19 protein-coding genes are annotated in these 15,248 nt (G+C 68.6%); 13 read left to right on the top strand and 6 right to left on the bottom strand.

Annotated elements, in window-relative coordinates:
* Positions 1 to 2: 2 nt before the first annotated feature.
* Genes paaB through J7U46_RS03780 form a run of 5 tightly spaced genes read right to left on the bottom strand, consistent with a single transcriptional unit; the run spans position 3 to position 3,878 of the window.
* Positions 3 to 308, bottom strand: a complete 306-nt coding sequence (gene paaB, locus J7U46_RS03760) for a 1,2-phenylacetyl-CoA epoxidase subunit PaaB (RefSeq protein WP_282823492.1) — start codon at positions 306 to 308, stop codon at positions 3 to 5.
* Positions 305 to 1,306, bottom strand: coding sequence for a 1,2-phenylacetyl-CoA epoxidase subunit PaaA (gene paaA, locus J7U46_RS03765; RefSeq protein WP_282823493.1), 1,002 nt, complete (start codon positions 1,304 to 1,306; stop codon positions 305 to 307). Before paaA ends, paaB begins: the two co-directional genes overlap by 4 nt.
* Before the next feature lie 11 nt (positions 1,307 to 1,317).
* Positions 1,318 to 2,625 (bottom strand): phenylacetate--CoA ligase PaaK, encoded by a 1,308-nt coding sequence (gene paaK / locus J7U46_RS03770; RefSeq protein ID WP_282823494.1) that lies wholly within the window; start codon positions 2,623 to 2,625, stop codon positions 1,318 to 1,320.
* 6 nt (positions 2,626 to 2,631) lie between these two features.
* Entirely contained in the window at positions 2,632 to 3,066 is a 435-nt protein-coding gene (gene paaI / locus J7U46_RS03775) for a hydroxyphenylacetyl-CoA thioesterase PaaI (protein ID WP_282823495.1), read from the bottom strand.
* Positions 3,066 to 3,878: an enoyl-CoA hydratase-related protein gene (locus J7U46_RS03780; RefSeq protein WP_282823496.1), complete on the bottom strand. Its 813-nt coding sequence runs from the start codon at positions 3,876 to 3,878 to the stop codon at positions 3,066 to 3,068. The genes paaI and J7U46_RS03780 overlap by 1 nt, the downstream gene beginning before the upstream one ends.
* A 139-nt stretch (positions 3,879 to 4,017) precedes the next feature.
* Between J7U46_RS03780 and J7U46_RS03785 the strand changes: the two genes are divergently transcribed.
* From J7U46_RS03785 to J7U46_RS03795, 3 genes are all read left to right on the top strand, one after another.
* The gene (locus J7U46_RS03785) at positions 4,018 to 4,620 is read left to right on the top strand and encodes a phenylacetic acid degradation protein PaaY (RefSeq protein ID WP_282823497.1); all 603 of its coding nucleotides are present in this window, start codon (positions 4,018 to 4,020) and stop codon (positions 4,618 to 4,620) included.
* Positions 4,621 to 4,647: 27 nt separating this feature from the next.
* Entirely contained in the window at positions 4,648 to 5,028 is a 381-nt protein-coding gene (locus tag J7U46_RS03790; protein WP_282823499.1) for a DUF1801 domain-containing protein, read from the top strand.
* Positions 5,029 to 5,116: 88 nt separating this feature from the next.
* The gene (locus J7U46_RS03795) at positions 5,117 to 6,475 is read left to right on the top strand and encodes a M20/M25/M40 family metallo-hydrolase (RefSeq protein ID WP_282823500.1); all 1,359 of its coding nucleotides are present in this window, start codon (positions 5,117 to 5,119) and stop codon (positions 6,473 to 6,475) included.
* On the opposite strand, the gene J7U46_RS03800 is transcribed toward J7U46_RS03795, so the two are convergent.
* Positions 6,465 to 7,382, bottom strand: a complete 918-nt coding sequence (locus tag J7U46_RS03800) for a carbohydrate kinase (RefSeq protein ID WP_282823501.1) — start codon at positions 7,380 to 7,382, stop codon at positions 6,465 to 6,467. The genes J7U46_RS03795 and J7U46_RS03800 overlap by 11 nt on opposite strands.
* An 81-nt stretch (positions 7,383 to 7,463) precedes the next feature.
* On the opposite strand from J7U46_RS03800, the gene moaA reads away from it, so the two are divergent.
* The 10 genes from moaA (at position 7,464) to J7U46_RS03850 (ending at position 15,234) form a co-directional block, all read left to right on the top strand.
* Positions 7,464 to 8,567, top strand: a complete 1,104-nt coding sequence (moaA, locus tag J7U46_RS03805; protein ID WP_282823502.1) for a GTP 3',8-cyclase MoaA — start codon at positions 7,464 to 7,466, stop codon at positions 8,565 to 8,567.
* A gap of 4 nt (positions 8,568 to 8,571) precedes the next feature.
* Positions 8,572 to 9,132, top strand: coding sequence for a GNAT family N-acetyltransferase (locus tag J7U46_RS03810; protein WP_282823503.1), 561 nt, complete (start codon positions 8,572 to 8,574; stop codon positions 9,130 to 9,132).
* Positions 9,129 to 10,424 (top strand): gephyrin-like molybdotransferase Glp, encoded by a 1,296-nt coding sequence (gene glp, locus J7U46_RS03815; RefSeq protein ID WP_282823504.1) that lies wholly within the window; start codon positions 9,129 to 9,131, stop codon positions 10,422 to 10,424. The genes J7U46_RS03810 and glp overlap by 4 nt, the downstream gene beginning before the upstream one ends.
* Positions 10,425 to 10,541: 117 nt before the next feature.
* The gene (locus J7U46_RS03820; RefSeq protein ID WP_282823505.1) at positions 10,542 to 11,084 is read left to right on the top strand and encodes an Mpo1-like protein; all 543 of its coding nucleotides are present in this window, start codon (positions 10,542 to 10,544) and stop codon (positions 11,082 to 11,084) included.
* Positions 11,081 to 12,106 (top strand): MBL fold metallo-hydrolase, encoded by a 1,026-nt coding sequence (locus J7U46_RS03825; RefSeq protein ID WP_282823506.1) that lies wholly within the window; start codon positions 11,081 to 11,083, stop codon positions 12,104 to 12,106. Before J7U46_RS03820 ends, J7U46_RS03825 begins: the two co-directional genes overlap by 4 nt.
* A complete protein-coding gene (locus J7U46_RS03830) occupies positions 12,103 to 13,110 on the top strand; it encodes a 2-dehydropantoate 2-reductase (RefSeq protein ID WP_282823507.1) in 1,008 nt (335 codons plus the stop codon). The genes J7U46_RS03825 and J7U46_RS03830 overlap by 4 nt, the downstream gene beginning before the upstream one ends.
* Positions 13,111 to 13,878 carry a transporter substrate-binding domain-containing protein gene (locus J7U46_RS03835; RefSeq protein ID WP_282823508.1) on the top strand — a complete coding sequence of 256 codons (768 nt, stop codon included), beginning with the start codon at positions 13,111 to 13,113 and terminating at the stop codon, positions 13,876 to 13,878.
* Positions 13,879 to 13,881: 3 nt separating this feature from the next.
* On the top strand, positions 13,882 to 14,313 hold the full coding sequence (locus tag J7U46_RS03840; RefSeq protein WP_282823509.1) for a DUF3052 family protein: 432 nt from the start codon (positions 13,882 to 13,884) through the stop codon (positions 14,311 to 14,313).
* 26 nt (positions 14,314 to 14,339) lie between these two features.
* Complete coding sequence (locus J7U46_RS03845) at positions 14,340 to 14,858, top strand: GFA family protein (RefSeq protein ID WP_282823510.1); 519 nt, start codon at positions 14,340 to 14,342, stop codon at positions 14,856 to 14,858.
* A 64-nt stretch (positions 14,859 to 14,922) separates the two neighbouring features.
* Positions 14,923 to 15,234, top strand: a complete 312-nt coding sequence (locus tag J7U46_RS03850; protein WP_282823511.1) for an antibiotic biosynthesis monooxygenase — start codon at positions 14,923 to 14,925, stop codon at positions 15,232 to 15,234.
* Positions 15,235 to 15,248 lie beyond the last annotated feature (14 nt).

A 15,248-nucleotide genomic window follows, 5' to 3' on the forward strand; every position in this document is an offset into this window, starting at 1 on the left:
GATCACATGTGGTTGAGCGCGTCGGGCAGCTCGTAGAAGGTCGGGTGGCGGTAGACCTTGTCTTCCATCGGGTCGAAGTACATGCCCTTCTCGCCCGGGTCACTGGCCACGATCTGGCTGGACAGCACGACCCAGATGCTCGTGCCTTCCTGGCGGCGGGTGTAGACGTCACGGGCCATCTGCAGCGCCATCTTGGAATCAGCCGCATGCAGGCTGCCGCAATGCTTGTGGTCCAGGCCCGCCTTGTTGCGGACAAAGACTTCCCACAGCGGCCATTCGTTCTGAGTGGTGGTCGGCGTCGTGCTCATGCTGCTTGTTCCTTGGTAGCTTGCTTGCGGGAATGGGCCAGCGCGGCTTCGCGCACCCAGGCGCCGTCTTCCCAGGCCTTGACGCGGGCGCCGAGGCGCTCGCGGTTCATCGGTCCGTCGCCATTGACGACGCGCCAGAACTCCGACCAGTCGATGGCACCGAAGTCGTAGCTGTCCCGCTCGGCGTTCCACTTGAGGTCGGCATCCGGCACGGTCACGCCGAGGATCTCGGCCTGCGGGATGGTGGCATCGACGAACTTCTGGCGCAGGTCGTCGTTGCTGATGCGCTTGATGCCCCAGCGCATCGACTGCTCGGAGTTCGGCGAATCCTTGTCGGCCGGGCCGAACATCATCAGCGACGGCCACCACCAGCGGTTCACCGCGTCCTGCACCATCGCCTTTTGCTCGGGCGTGCCTTCACGCATCATCACCAGCAGCGATTCATAGCCCTGGCGCTGATGGAAGCTCTCCTCGCGGCAGACGCGGATCATGGCCCGCGCATACGGCGCGTAGGAGCAACGGCACAGGGGCACCTGGTTCATGATGGCCGCGCCATCCACCAGCCAGCCGATCACGCCGATGTCCGCCCAGCTGAGCGTCGGGTAATTGAAGATCGAGCTGTACTTGGCCTTGCCGGTGTGCAGCGCATCCAGCATCTGGTCGCGCGAGGTGCCCAGCGTTTCGGCTGCCGAGTAGAGGTAGAGGCCGTGACCCGCTTCGTCCTGCACCTTGGCGAGCAGGATGGCCTTGCGCTTGAGCGTCGGCGCGCGCGTGATCCAGTTGCCCTCGGGCAGCATGCCCACGCATTCCGAATGCGCATGCTGGCTGATCTGGCGGACGAGCGTCTTGCGGTAGTGCTCGGGCATCCAGTCCTTGGCCTCGATGAAATCGCCGGCGGCAACGCGGGCCTCGAAAGCCTCTTCGCGTTGCGCGTCTTCGGCGCTGCGAACCTTGGCTGCCTGGTCTTGTGGACCGACGCTCATGGCTTGGGTGTACATGCTGTGGCTCCTTACTTGGGTCTCTTGTCGATGACGCGCCGGGCCTTGCCCACCAGCGTGCGCTCGATCGAGTCTGGCGCACCAACGACGACCTTGGTGCTGACGCCGATCAAGGTCTTGATGCGGTGCTGCAGGTGCTTGGCAATCGCGCCCACGTCGCTGCCCACGGCGGCCGGTTGCAGTTCGCAGCGCACCAGCACCTCGTCGAGGTTGCCATCGCGGCTGACGACGATCTGGTACTGGCCCGAGAGCTGCGGCTCGGCCAGCACCAGCTCCTCCACTTGTGTGGGGAACATGTTGACGCCGCGGATGATCAGCATGTCGTCGCTGCGGCCAACGATCTTGCCCATGCGGCGCATGCTGCGCGAGGTCGGCGGCAGGAGGCGCGTCAGGTCGCGCGTGCGGTAGCGAATGATGGGCAGCGCTTCCTTGCTGAGCGAGGTGAAGACGAGCTCGCCCTCTTCCCCATCGGCCACCGGCTCGCCGGTCTCGGGATTGATGATCTCGGGATAGAAATGGTCTTCCCAGATCACCGGGCCGTCCTTGCTCTCCACGCATTCGCTGGCGACGCCAGGGCCCATCACTTCCGAGAGGCCGTAGATGTCCACCGCGTCGATGCCGGCCTTGCCTTCGATCTCGCGGCGCATGGCCTCGGTCCAGGGCTCGGCGCCGAAGATGCCGATGCTGACCGACATGGCACGCGGGTCCAGTTGCTGGCGCTCGAACTCCTCGATGATCACCTGCATGTAGCTGGGCGTGACCATGATGATGTCGGGCTTGAAGTCCTGGATCAGCTGCACCTGCTTCTCGGTCTGGCCGCCCGACATCGGGACGACGGTGCAACCCAGTTTCTCGGCGCCGTAATGCGCGCCCAGGCCGCCGGTGAAGAGGCCGTAGCCATAGGCGATGTGGACGATGTCGCCGGCACGGCCGCCCGCAGCGCGGATCGAGCGGGCCACCAGGCCGGCCCAGGTGTCGATGTCGCGGGCGGTGTAGCCAACGACGGTCGGCTTGCCCGTGGTGCCGGACGAGGCATGGATGCGCGACACCTTTTCGCGCGGCACGGCGAAGAGGCCGAAGGGGTAGTTGTCGCGCAGGTCCTTCTTGGTGGTGAAGGGAAACTTCGCGAGGTCAGACAGCTGCTTCAGGTCGCTCGGGTGCACGCCCTTGGCGTCGAACGCAGCCTTGTAGTGCGGCACGTTCTCGTAGGCATGCGTGAGCGACCAGCGCAGGCGCTCCAGCTGCAGCGCCTGCAACTCGTCGCGGCTGGCAGTCTCGATGGACTCCAGCTCGCCGGGGGATGGGTTCTTCACAGGCATCTGACTTCACTCCTGGATTTGCACGACGGGCTTGCCCTTGAGCCGGTACGAGCGGCCGCGGAACAAGGCAATCAATTCATCGCGTTGGTTGCGCACGGTGATGTCGTAAACACCGGTGCGGCCGGACAGCTGCACCTCCTCGGCCACCGCAATGAGCCGGTCGCCGAGCCGACCCGGCGCCACGATGCTGACGTCGAAGCCCGAGGCCACGGTCATCTCGTTGTAGGCATTGCAGGCGAAGGCGAAGGCCGAATCGGCCAGCGTGGTGATCAGGCCGCCGTGGCAGATGTCAAGGCCGTTGAGCATGTCTTCGCGCACCGTCATCGCGAGCGTGGCGCCGCCTGGAGAGATCGCGAGGATCTCCATGCCCAGGCCCTTGCTGGCGCGGTCGTTGGCGAACATGGCGTCGCGGACGGCTTCGGCGATTTGCTGGGGATTCATCAGCGATCCTTGAACTGCGGCGAGCGCTTTTCCATGAAGGCTCGCACGCCTTCGCTGTAGTCATGCGCGAAGCCCAGCTGGCTCTGCATCATGGCCTCCATGCGCAGCGCGTCCTCGTAGTCCTGGTCCATGGCCTGGTCAATCAGGCGGCGGGTCTCAGCCAAGGCCCGGCTCGGCATGGCAGCAAGCTTCTGAGCCATGGCCATGGCCTCGCTCATCAGCTCAGCATCGGGCACGGCGCGGGCGATCAGCCCGATGGAGGCGGCCTCGGCCGCCTTCAGCTTGTCTCCGAGCAGGGCCAATTGCAGAGCCTTGGCGCGGCCGACCAGGCGCGGCAAGAGCCAGGTGCCGCCGCAGTCCGGGATCAGGCCGATCTTGGAGAAGGCCTGGATGAAGCTGGCGCCCTCGCCGGCAATCACCAGGTCGCAGCCGAGCGCGAAATTGGCGCCAGCGCCGGCGGCCACACCGTTGACGGCGGCGATGGTCGGCACCGGCATGGCGCGCAGCTGCAGGGCCAGCGGGATGTAGTAGCCGTCGAGCAGATGACCGATGTCCTTGGGGGCGGCGTCAGGGCTGGTATCGGGCTTGACCAGCGGGTCGCCCAGGTCCTGGCCGGCACTGAAGGCGCGGCCGGCGCCGGTGATCAGCACAGCCTTCACGGTGGCGTCTTCGGCCGCCTCGGCCAAGGCCGCGCGGGTCTGCGCCAACATGGCGGCAGTGAAGGCGTTGAGCGCGGCCGGGCGGTTCAGCGTCAGCACGCGCACCGCGCCCTCGTTGCTGATCAGGATCGCGGTTTCGGGTGAATCGGACATGGTTTCGCGGACTCCTCGCCGTGTCTTTGTGCTCGATCAAACACTCTTGACCGACCGGTCGGTAGATCGTAAGGTCGCACTTGATTTGGCGCAAGGCCGCCACCGCCCCGATTGACCGGGGTTAACCCGGAGACCCTCCATGCCCTGCTATGCCATCGACGGCGTGATCCCCGTCGTCCACCCCAGCAGCTACGTGCATCCCACCGCCGTGCTCATCGGCGACGTGATCGTCGGCCCGGGCTGCTACATCGGCCCCTGCGCCTCGCTGCGGGGCGACTTCGGCCGCATCGTGCTGATGGAAGGCGCGAACGTGCAGGACACCTGCGTGATCCACGGCTTCCCCAAATCCGAGACCGTGGTCGAGACCAACGGCCATATTGGCCATGGCGCCGTGCTGCACGGCTGCATCGTGCGCCACGACGCCCTGGTCGGCATGAATGCGGTGGTGATGGACGAGGCCGAGATCGGCGCCTGTTCCATCGTCGCGGCCAGCGCCTTCGTGCGTGCCGGGCTCAAGTTGCCCGAGCGCTCCTTGATCGCCGGCGTGCCGGCCAAGGTGCTGCGCGAGCTGTCCGACGACGAGATCCGCTGGAAGCTCGAAGGCACCGAGACCTACCAGCAGCTGACGCGGCGCTGCCAGGCCACGATGGTGGAAGTGCAGCCGCTAGCAGAACTCGAGGCCGAGCGACCGGCGCTGCAGGTGGGCTCGGAGCACCAGACGCTGGTGGCCCGCAAGGGCTGATCCGCTTTCAGTGGTGCAATGCAGGCAATGAACCCCGAACCCGTCGATGACTTCCTGACCGAGCTGCGCCGCAAGGACGCCGAGCGTTTTGCCCTGATCGACCGCACCCGCGAGCTGATCCACACCGCCGGCCCGAGGCTGCGCGAAGAGGTGCGCTATGGCGGCCTGCTGTTCTCGGCCAGGTCGCCGGTCTGCGCACTGTTCTCCTACGACAAGCACCTGGCGCTGGAGTTCAGCCGAGGCAGCGAGCTACCGGACCCGCACCAGGTGCTGGAAGGCGAGCAAGGCAAGCGGCGCCACATCAAGCTCGTGAAGCTTGGCGATCTGTTCAAGAAGAATGTGCGTGAGTATCTGGAGCTGGCCTTCGCCGCCGAGGCCGCCACGCCGGCCAAGAAGCCGCGCCGCTGAGCCGCGCGCTGATCGCACCGTGACTTGGGGAGGGCCGCCCCGGCCACCACCATAATCCGCCGCTTCAAAACAAGCTGAAGGTCGGACCGTGCGTCTTGTTCTCCACTCCCTCCTGCTGGCCGGCTGCGCCACCCTGAGCCTGGCCGCACAGGCCCAGACGCCTTGGGTCGTCAAGCAGCAATGGGTCAGCGCCCATGAATCCTTCCTGGCCTCCGACGCCCTGCAGGGCCGCAAGAGCGCCAGCCGCGACGAGACCATCGCCGCCGTCTACGTGGCCTCGCAGTTCGAGAGCTTCGGCATCAAGCCCGCACCGGGCATGGGCAATAGCTACCTGCAGACCGCCGTGCTGCCCAAGCCGCGCCTGGATGGCACCGGCCGGCTGAACATGGCCGGCAAGGTCGAGGCCAGCGGCCTCACACTGTTCACTTCGAGCGGCCAGGCCATCAGCGGCAAGCTGAGCTTGGCAGCCTCCGAAGACCCGAAGGCGCTCGGCACCGAAGAGATCGTGCTGGTCAAGGGCCAGGCCCGGTTGATGGACTGGTACCAGACGGCGGCACGACAAGGCGCCAAGCTGGTGATCGCCCGCGAAAGTGAGGAAACCCGCAAGCTGTACGCCCAGATGGGCGGCCAGCCCCGCCTGATGCGTGAAGGCAGCGCCCAAGGCAAGCCGCGCCCCACCCTGCTGACCGTCCCGGCAGCGCTGTACGACCAGTTGGCGGCCGCCGCAGGCCAGGCCATCACCCTGGAGCCGCCGGCCATCGTCGAGGACAAGCTGATCACCACCAATGTGATCGGCCATCTGCAGGGCAGCGACCCCAAGGCCGGCACCCTCCTTTTCTCGGCCCACCTGGACCACCTGGGCCTGCAGTCCGATGGCGTGACCATCATGCATGGCGCCAACGACAACGCCTCGGGCGTGACCGCCGTGCTGGAAGTGGCGCGCGCGCTGGCGGCCGGCGAGCGCCCCAAGCGCTCGGTGCTCTTCGTCTGCTTCGGCGCGGAGGAAATGGGCCTGCTGGGCGCGACCTACTTCGCCAAGAACCCGCCGATCCCGCTGACCGAGATCATCGCCAACCTCGAGTTCGAAATGATTGGCGCGCAGGACCCCAAGCTGCCGGCGAAGACCCTGATGATGACCGGCTTCGAACGCTCGGACTTCGGCGAGACCATGAAGGCCCGCGGCTTCCAGATCACGGCCGACCCCTATCCCGAGCACAAGTTCTTCGAACGCTCCGACAACTACCAGCTGGCCCTCGCCGGCATCGTCGCCCACACCGTCTCGGGCTGGGCCACCACGCCCACGTACCACAAGGCCGACGACGACATCGCCCACCTGGACCTACCCTTCATGACGGCGGTGATCCAGTCGCTGATCGAACCGGCCCGCTGGCTGGCCAACAGCGACTACAAGCCGATGTGGAAGCCGGGCGGCAAGCCTACGCGCTGAGACTCCGCAGCAGCGCCTGACGATCCGGCGCAAAGGCGCCCGCCGCCGTGCAGGCCAGTGCGCCCGCCGTGACCGCCCAGCGCAGGTGCTGCTCGCCGGGGCTCTGCTGATGCGGCGGCTGCTGCATCAGGCTGGCCAGCAGGCCGGCCATCGCGGCATCGCCGGCGCCCACGGTATCGATCACCGCGACCTCGGGCGGCATCAAGCTCCATTGCTGGTCGCCGCGATACAGCGTGGCGATACCGGCGCCCCGGGTCAGCAGGATCCAGGCAGTGGGGGCCCAGGCGCGCAGCTGAGCCTGGCCCGGCGCGGCATCGCTGCTGCGGAACAGGCGACGCAGGTCCTCGTCTGAAACCTTGATCGCGTCGACCAGGCCGCACATGCGCTCCAGTGTGGGGTCGTAGTGCTCGTCCATCACGGCTCGGAAATTCGGGTCGTAGCTGATGCGCTTGCCAGCAGCCTTGAGCTGGGCGGCCAGGGCCAGCAGGCGAGCGGCCAGCGGCTCGCGCCACAGGCCGAGGCAGCCGAAATGCGCCCAGTCCAACGCTGCTTCCCAGCCATCGGGCAGGGCCGCCGGATCGAAATGCAGATCGGCGCTGTCCTCGCCGATGAAGAAGTACTGCGGCGGCGCCGTCTCGTGCACCACGGCCAGCAGCGGTGGCTTGTCCAACTGCTGCAGGAAGCGCAGGTCCAGCCCGGCCGCCTCGCTCTCTCGCCACAGGGCCTGGCCGAACAGGTCGCGGCTGATGCCGCCGCCGAAGGCGCTGGCCACGCCGAGGCCGGCCAGCGCCCGCGCCACGTTCCAGGGCGCGCCGCCGCAGGCCGACTGCCAGGTGTCCGGGCCCGTGCGTATCAGGTCCGTCAGGGCTTCGCCGAAGCTGACGCAACGGGGCAAGGGCTTGCGCATGGTCAATGGTTGAGGCTGGATCGCCCCGCACTGTAAGCCCCAGGGCGGGCCGGGCCTGGCCACGCGGGCACAATGCGGGCCATGTCGGAGCGCGTCATTCCCCTGGTCGACCACAGGCACTCGCTGCCCCTGCCGCCGCCGTTGGCGGCCCAAGGCGGCCTGCTGGCCGACGCCCTCGGCCGGCCGCTGCGCGACCTGCGCATCTCGGTCACCGACCGCTGCAATTTCCGCTGCAGCTATTGCATGCCCAAGGAAGTGTTCGACAAGCACCACAGCTTCCTGCCGCATGCCGAGCTGCTGAGCTTCGAGGAGATCACGCGCCTGGCCCGGGTTTTCGTGGCCCAGGGCGTGCAGAAGATCCGCCTGACCGGCGGCGAGCCCCTGCTGCGCAAGCACATCGAGCGCCTTGTGGAAATGCTGGCCGCGCTGCGCACGCCTGAGGGCGCACCGCTCGATCTGACGCTGACCACCAATGGCTCGCTGCTGGCCCGCAAGGCCAGAGCGCTGAAGGACGCCGGCCTGCAGCGCATCACGGTGAGCCTGGACGCGATGGACGACGCCATCTTCCGCCGCATGAACGACGTGGACTTCCCGGTCGCCGAGGTGCTGGACGGCATCGCCGCCGCACAGGCCGTGGGTCTCGCACCCATCAAGGTCAACATGGTGGTCAAGCGTGGCGTCAACGACCACGAGGTGATGGCCATGGCGCGGCATTTCCATGGCACGGGCGTGACCCTGCGCTTCATCGAATACATGGACGTGGGCGCCACCAATGGCTGGCGCATGGACGAGGTCTTGCCCTCGCGCGAGCTGCTGGCACGCCTGCAGACGGAGTTCACGCTGAAGCCGCTGGGCGCCAGCACGCTCGGCGAAACCGCCGAGCGCTGGCAGCATGCCGACGGCGGCGGCGAGATCGGCCTGATCTCCAGCGTGACCCAGGCCTTCTGCGGCGACTGCAACCGCGCCAGGCTCTCGACCGAAGGCAAGCTCTACCTCTGCCTGTTCGCCCATGCCGGCCACGACCTGCGCGGCCTGCTGCGTGGCGGGGCGCAAGACGAAGACATCGCCGGCACCCTGGCCGCCATCTGGTCGGGCCGCAAGGACCGCTATTCGCAGCTGCGCGCCAGCGGCGCCTCTGTCCCGAGCGAGGTCCGCAAGGTCGAGATGCACTACATCGGTGGATGAAGCCTTGAATTCCAGCGCCGACCGCCTCGCCTGCCGCATCCGAGTGATGCGCGAGGACGACCTGACCCAATACAAGCAGCTGCGCGACGCGATGCTGGCCGGCTTCGAGGAGGCCTTCACCTCCGACGCCGAGACCGAGCGCAGCCGCACGGCCGATAGCTACCGCAACCGCCTCGGCATGGCGGCCGGCGGCCACAACCTGTTCACGCTGACCGCCTGGCTGGGCGAACGCATGGTCGGCGCCATCAGCGCCGAGTTCGATCCGCGGGCCAAGGTCCGCCATGTGGCCCATATCGTCGGCATGATGGTCCTGCCCGAGCTGCAGGGCCTGGGCCTCGGGCGCGCCCTGCTGGCGCAGGCGCTGGAGATGCTGGAAGGCGAGCCCGTGCTGGAGCAGGTGACGCTCTCCGTCAGCGCCGGCCATGCGGCAGCCGTGGCGCTGTACGCGCGCTGCGGCTTTCGCCGCTATGGCCGCCTGGAGAACGCCCTCAAGCTGCCCGATGGCCGCTATGTGGACAAGGACCTGATGTGCCGCCCCCTGCGCGTGCCGGGCGCCACCCCATGACACTGCAAGAGATCGCCGCCTCGCTGCCCGGCTACGAGCCCGAGTCGCTGTGCCTGGAGCGCGCCTGCGCGTTCATCGCCCGGGCCCTGCCGCCGCCAAGCCCGGCCCGCGAGAGGCTGCCGCTGCAGGCCCTGCTGGGCCGCGTGCTGGCCGAGGACCTGATCTCTCCCATCAACGTGCCGGCGCACGACAACTCGGCCATGGACGGCTATGCCTTCAGCGGCGCCGAGCTGCGCCCCGGCCAGCCCACGGTCTTGCGCATCGCCGGCACCAGCCTGGCCGGTGACGAGCCGACCGGCCCACTCGCGGCCGGCCAGTGCCGGCGCATCATGACCGGCGCGGCCTTGCCGCCAGGGCTGGACACGGTGGTGCCGCAGGAGCTGGTCCAGCGCCCCGATGGCGAGCACATCCTGATCCCCGCTGATGCCTTGAAGCCCGGTGCCAACCGCCGCCTGGCCGGCGAAGACCTGGCACGCGGCGAGCAGGCCCTGGCCGCCGGCCGCGTGCTGAAGGCCCCCGACATCGGCCTGCTCGCCTCGCTGGGCCAGACCGAAGCCGCCGTGTCCCCGCGCCTGCGCGTGGCCCTGCTGTCCACCGGCAGCGAGCTCTGCGCGCCGGGCCAGGCCCTGCAGCCAGGCCAGATCTACGACAGCAATCGCTACACCCTCACCGCCCTGCTGCAGCGCCTGGGCTGCATCGAGGTGATCGACCTCGGCCTCGTGAAGGACGAGCCGGCCGCGCTGCGCGAAGCCTTTGCCGAGGGCGTGGCGCGGGCCGATGTCTTGATCAGCTCCGGTGGCGTCAGCGCCGGCGATGCCGACCACACCAAGCGCGTGATGGCCGACATGGCGGAGACGGGCGAGCTGCTCTTCTGGCAACTGCTGATGCGCCCCGGCCGCCCGCTGGCGCTCGGGCGCCTGCCGCGCGCCGATGGGACGGCCGCGCTGCTGTTCGGCCTGCCCGGCAATCCGGTGGCCGTGATGGTGAGCTTCTATGCCCTGGTGCGCGAGGCCCTGCTGCGCCTGGCCGGCGCCACGCCCGCGCCGCTGGCCATGCTGCGTGCCACCAGCCTGCAAGGGCTGCGCAAGAAGCCCGGCCGCACCGAATACCAGCGCGGCATCGTCAGCCGCGCACCCGACGGCGGCTGGCAGGTCGAGACCACCGGCGACCAGGGCTCGGGCATCCTCTCCAGCATGAGCCGGGCCAATGGCCTGATCCTGCTGGCGCACGACCAGGGCAGCGTGGCGGCGGGCGAGGCCGTCGATGTGCTGCCTTTTGACGCCCTGATGTAGCTCGCACCAGGGTTTGCAGGGACGCCATCTGTCGGCTTTTTGACAGCAGGCTGCCAAGATGCTGAACTAGCATCGACACATCGGGCCCAGCCCGCCAGCAGAACCAAGGAGACCGTCATGGCCAGCCCCTTCCGCCCCGCCATCGACCTGATGGCCCAGTACGCGGCTTATCACCGCGACCGCCGCAACATCGCCACGCATTTCGTCGGCATCCCGCTGATCGTGTTCGCCATTGGCGTGCTGCTGGCCCGCGCCAGCTTCAGCGTCGACGGTTTCGCGCTCAACGGCGCCTGGGTGCTGTGGGCCCTCAGTGCGCTCTGGTACCTCACGCGCGGCGAGCTGCTGCTGGGCCTGGCCACCGTCGTCGTCAATGGCGTGCTGATGGCCCTGGCCTCGCCACTGGCCGAGGGCTCGATGCTCTCCTGGCTGGTCTGGGGTGTGGGCAGCTTCGTGGTCGGCTGGGTGATCCAGTTCGTCGGCCACTACTACGAGGGCCGCAAGCCGGCCTTCGTGGACGACCTGGTGGGCCTCCTGGTCGGCCCGATGTTCGTCGTCGGTGAATGGCTGTTCGCCCTGGGCTGGGGCCGCAGCATGCTCGGCGAGATCGAGCGCCGCGTCGGCCCCACGCACATCCGCGACCTGGCCCATCCGGCCACGTGAGCCGCGGCTTTCGGCGGCTGCGCCGCGCCGCACTGCTGCTGGCCCTGCTGCTGATCGCGGCCGGGCTTTACGTCTACGTGCAGATGCAGCGGCGCCCGCCGCTGACGGGGCTGGACACCCTGCTGCTGCCGGCCGCAGCGCCGCAAGCCGGCCAGCTGCGGGTGCGCTTTGCCGGCGTCAGCACCCTGCTCTTTGACGACGGCGAAACCGCCTGGCTGGCCGACGCCTTCTTCAGCCGGCCGCCGGTGTCGGCGCTGATGGGCCCGATCTCGCCGGACCTGCAGAGCGTCGAAGCCGGCTTGCAGAAGCTGGGCATCAGCAAGCTCGCAGCCGTCGTGCCGCTGCACTCGCATTACGACCATGCGATGGATTCGCCCCTGGTCGCCCAGCGCACCGGCGCCCTCTTGGTGGGCTCGCCCTCCACGCTGAACCTCGGCCGTGGCGCAGGCCTGCCGGCCGCGCAACTGCGCGAGGTGCGCGATGGCGAGAGCCTGCAGCTCGGCCGTTTCAAGCTCAGCTTCATTGCCTCGCGCCACTCGCCGACCTGGTGGAGCGATGGCAATGGCCATGAAGACATCGAAGCGCCACTGAAGCCGCCGGCCCTGGCCAGCGCCTGGCGCGAGGGCCAGGTCTGGTCGTTGCTGGTCGAGCATGAGGGCCGCAGCATCCTCGTGCAGGGCAGCGCCGGCTTCGTGCCCGGCGCGCTGCAGGGCCGCCGCGTCGACACCGTCTTCCTCGGCGTCGGCACGCTGGGCAAGAAGAACGCCGCCTACCGCGACGGCTACTGGCGCGAGGTGGTGCAGGCGAGCGGCGCGCGCCGCGTCGTGCCCATCCACTGGGACGATTTCTGGCTGCCGCTGCCGGCCGACGGCTCGCTGCCCCAGCCCATCGCCTACCTGATCGACGACTTCGGCAGCACCCTGGCCGACCTGCAGGCGCGGGCCCGCGCCGAGCAGCGCGAGGTCCGCCTGGCGCCGCTGTGGCAGGCCTTCGATCCCTATCCTCAAAGCGCCAAGCCATGAGCAGCATCCTCATCATGGGCGCCGGCTCGGTGGGCTGCTACCTCGGTGGCTGCCTCGCGGCTGCTGGCCTCGAAGTTCATTTCGTCGGCCGCCACCGCGTGATCGCGGCACTGCGCGAGCGGGGCCTCAAGCTCAGCGATCTGAACGGCCGCGAGCAGCAGCTCGCGCCCGAGCAACTGCATCTGCACGAGCAGCTGCCGCCGGGCCTCGCGCCCAGCGTCATCCTGTTGTGCGTGAAGAGCGGCGCCACCGCCGAAGCGGCGGCCGAGCTGCAGGCGGCGTTGCCACCGGGCAGCCTGGTCGTGTCCATGCAGAACGGCATTGGCAATGCCGAGCGCGCCCAGGCTGCTGCTCCTGCGCTGCGCTGCCTGCCAGGCATGGTGCCGTTCAACATCGCCGAGCTGGCGCCGGGGCATTTCCATCGCGGCACGGCCGGCGCGCTGATGGCACAAAGCGATGCGCTGCTGCAGCCGCTGCAAGCCGCCTTCTCAGCGCAGGGCCTGGGCTTCAAGCTGTTGCCCGACCTGCGTGCGGTCCAGTGGGGCAAGCTGCTGATCAACCTGAACAACCCGGTGAACGCACTGTCCGGCCGGCCCTTGCGCGAGCAGTTGCTGCAGCGCGGCTACCGGCGCTGCTTCGCCGCCTTGCAAAGCGAGGCGCTGGGTGTGCTGGCCGCTGCCGGCATTGCGCCGGCCCAGCTGGCGGCCCTGCCTCCGCAGCGCCTGCCCCTGCCCCTGCTGCTGCGCCTGCCGACCTTCGTCTTCGAACGGCTGGCCAAGCGCATGCTGCAGATCGATGCCAAGGCCCGCTCCAGCATGGCGGACGACCTGGCCCTCGGCCGCGCGACCGAGATTGACGCGCTCTGCGGCGAGGTCGTGCGCCTGGCCGCCAGCCAGGGCCGCAGCGCGCCGCTGAGTGCCCGCATGTGCGAGCTGGTGAAGGCCTATCCGCAGCGCGGACGGCCCTATGCGCCGGACGAGCTGGCCAAGGCGCTGGGGCTCTGAATGAGCGGCACCCAGCGTCGGCTCGCGGCACGGCTGGGTGCACTCGCTACTGCACTCTCGGCAGTGTCAGCACTGTTGGCACTGCCAGCGCACGCGGCACAAGCTGCCGAAGTGCCACCCAGCGTGACCTTCCTGCTGCCCGAGACGCCCGCCGTCTTCGTGCGCGATCCGGCCACCGGCGTCTTCAGCGGCCGGGGCATTGCCATGCTGCGCCGCCTGGCCAAGGTGGCCAACCTCGCGGAGCCGCAGTTCGAGCAGACCGTCACCGCCAGAGCCCTGCTTGACGCCAGCACTCGGCCCGGCACCTGCGCCGTGGGCATGGGCCGCTCGCCAGAACGCGAGGCGCTGTTCCAGTGGGCCGGCCCGATCTCGCGGGCGGAGCTGGTGCTGCTGGCCCGCGCCGATGACACCCGCAACTTCACAAGCCTGAGCGACGCACGCAACCTGAGCATTGGCGTCATTCGCAACTCGGTCGCCGCGCAGCAACTGCGCACCCAGAACCTGCAGATCGAGGAAGTGGCCGACGACGCCACCAACCTGCGCAAGCTGCAGGCCAAACGCATCGACCTGTGGGCCGCCAACGCCTTCGTGGCCAAGGAGGAGATGCGCAACGCCCTGCCCCCGCCGCCCAAGACCGTGCTGAGCTTCGGCCTGATCGAGACGTTCATCGCCTGCCATCCACAGCTCAGCGAGGCGCTGATGACTTCGATACGCCAGGCCGTGGCCACGCTGACGCGCGAAGGCGCGTTCTCCACCATCAAGCCCTGAAGCATGGCGACCACCACCACCGCCGCTGGCTACTCCGGCACACCGCTGGCCAAGAAGCTGGGCCTCAAGGAGGGAAGCCAGGTCCTGGCCCTGCATCCGCCCGCCGGCCTGGCCGCGCTGAAGGACTTGCTGGCGCCGCTGCCGCCACAGGTGGTGTTCCAGAAGACGGCCGACACCAGCACCGACCTGGTCCTGCTCTTCGTCACCGAGCGCAGCGTGCTGGCGGCGGCGCTGGATCAGCTGCCAACGCAGTTGCGCCCCGACGCCGCGATCTGGGTCAGCTGGCCCAAGAAGGCCTCGCGCCTGCCCACCGACATCACCGAGGACGTGATACGCGAGATCGCCCTGCCACTCGGCCTGGTGGACATCAAGGTCTGCGCGGTGGACGCCACCTGGTCCGGGCTCAAACTGGTGCGGCGCAAGGCGCTGCGCTGAACCGATCACCTGGAAGGAGCACGAGCATGAGCGAAACCTTCGAAGGCGGCTGCGACTGCCGCCGCATCCGCTACCGCCTCGTCGAGCGGCCGCTGTTCGTCAACTGCTGCCATTGCCGCTGGTGCCAGCGCGAGAGCGGCTCGGCCTTTGCGCTGAACGCGATGATAGAAACCGACCGGCTGCAACTGCTGGGCGAGGCGCCCGAGCTGGTGGACACGCCCTCGGCCAGCGGCGCAGGCCAGCAGATCGCGCGCTGCCCGCAATGCCGCGTGGCGCTGTACAGCCACTACGCGGGTGCCGGCCCCTTGATGGCCTTCCTCCGCGTCGGCACGCTGGACGAGCCCGACCGCTGCCCGCCCGACATCCACATCTTCACGACGACAAAGCAGCCCTGGCTGCAACTCGGCGACGGCAAGCCGGTGATGGCCGAGTATTACCGGCGCGAAGAGCACTGGCCGGCCGCGAGCCTGACACGCTTCGAGTTGCTCAAGCCCCGGATCGCGGCCTGGCGTGCCAACCAGGACAAGGACCAGGGCAAGGCTTGAAGCGGCGGCGGCGCAGCGCAAGAATCTCCGGGCCGGCGGCAGCACGCCTCCAAGGAGATTCCCCATGAGCTCAGCCATCGCGTTCAACATCGTCCGCTTTCGCGTCAAGCCCGGGCGCCAGCAGGCCTTCCTCGACGCCCACCGTCGCGCCGATCCCGGCTTCATCGGATTCCGGCGCGGCAGCATGGTGCAGACCGGCGAGCGCGATTTCTGCCTGGTCGGCGAATGGGACAGCTTCGCCAGCATCGCCGCTGCACGGCCGCAAATGATCGCAATGCTGGACAGCTTCCGCGCCGAGCTGGAGGACCTGGGCAACGGCCTCGGCCTGACCGACCCGGTCTCAGGCGAGGTGGTGATGGAGCTTGGCAAAGCCTAGGAAAAACTTCCCGG

The organism is Pelomonas sp. V22 (assembly GCF_030014915.1).
Taxonomy (GTDB): domain Bacteria; phylum Pseudomonadota; class Gammaproteobacteria; order Burkholderiales; family Burkholderiaceae_C; genus JAUASW01.

What these genes read in the sequence shown, in the direction of transcription:
- paaB (WP_282823492.1), bottom strand. Translation starts at nt 308, where the DNA reads ATGAGCACGACGCCGACCACCACTCAGAACGAATGGCCGCTGTGGGAA.
- paaA (WP_282823493.1), bottom strand. Translation starts at nt 1,306, where the DNA reads ATGTACACCCAAGCCATGAGCGTCGGTCCACAAGACCAGGCAGCCAAG.
- paaK (WP_282823494.1), bottom strand. Translation starts at nt 2,625, where the DNA reads ATGCCTGTGAAGAACCCATCCCCCGGCGAGCTGGAGTCCATCGAGACT.
- paaI (WP_282823495.1), bottom strand. Translation starts at nt 3,066, where the DNA reads ATGAATCCCCAGCAAATCGCCGAAGCCGTCCGCGACGCCATGTTCGCC.
- J7U46_RS03780 (WP_282823496.1), bottom strand. Translation starts at nt 3,878, where the DNA reads ATGTCCGATTCACCCGAAACCGCGATCCTGATCAGCAACGAGGGCGCG.
- J7U46_RS03785 (WP_282823497.1), top strand. Translation starts at nt 4,018, where the DNA reads ATGCCCTGCTATGCCATCGACGGCGTGATCCCCGTCGTCCACCCCAGC.
- J7U46_RS03790 (WP_282823499.1), top strand. Translation starts at nt 4,648, where the DNA reads ATGAACCCCGAACCCGTCGATGACTTCCTGACCGAGCTGCGCCGCAAG.
- J7U46_RS03800 (WP_282823501.1), bottom strand. Translation starts at nt 7,382, where the DNA reads ATGCGCAAGCCCTTGCCCCGTTGCGTCAGCTTCGGCGAAGCCCTGACG.
- moaA (WP_282823502.1), top strand. Translation starts at nt 7,464, where the DNA reads ATGTCGGAGCGCGTCATTCCCCTGGTCGACCACAGGCACTCGCTGCCC.
- glp (WP_282823504.1), top strand. Translation starts at nt 9,129, where the DNA reads ATGACACTGCAAGAGATCGCCGCCTCGCTGCCCGGCTACGAGCCCGAG.
- J7U46_RS03820 (WP_282823505.1), top strand. Translation starts at nt 10,542, where the DNA reads ATGGCCAGCCCCTTCCGCCCCGCCATCGACCTGATGGCCCAGTACGCG.
- J7U46_RS03830 (WP_282823507.1), top strand. Translation starts at nt 12,103, where the DNA reads ATGAGCAGCATCCTCATCATGGGCGCCGGCTCGGTGGGCTGCTACCTC.
- J7U46_RS03835 (WP_282823508.1), top strand. Translation starts at nt 13,111, where the DNA reads ATGAGCGGCACCCAGCGTCGGCTCGCGGCACGGCTGGGTGCACTCGCT.
- J7U46_RS03840 (WP_282823509.1), top strand. Translation starts at nt 13,882, where the DNA reads ATGGCGACCACCACCACCGCCGCTGGCTACTCCGGCACACCGCTGGCC.
- J7U46_RS03845 (WP_282823510.1), top strand. Translation starts at nt 14,340, where the DNA reads ATGAGCGAAACCTTCGAAGGCGGCTGCGACTGCCGCCGCATCCGCTAC.
- J7U46_RS03850 (WP_282823511.1), top strand. Translation starts at nt 14,923, where the DNA reads ATGAGCTCAGCCATCGCGTTCAACATCGTCCGCTTTCGCGTCAAGCCC.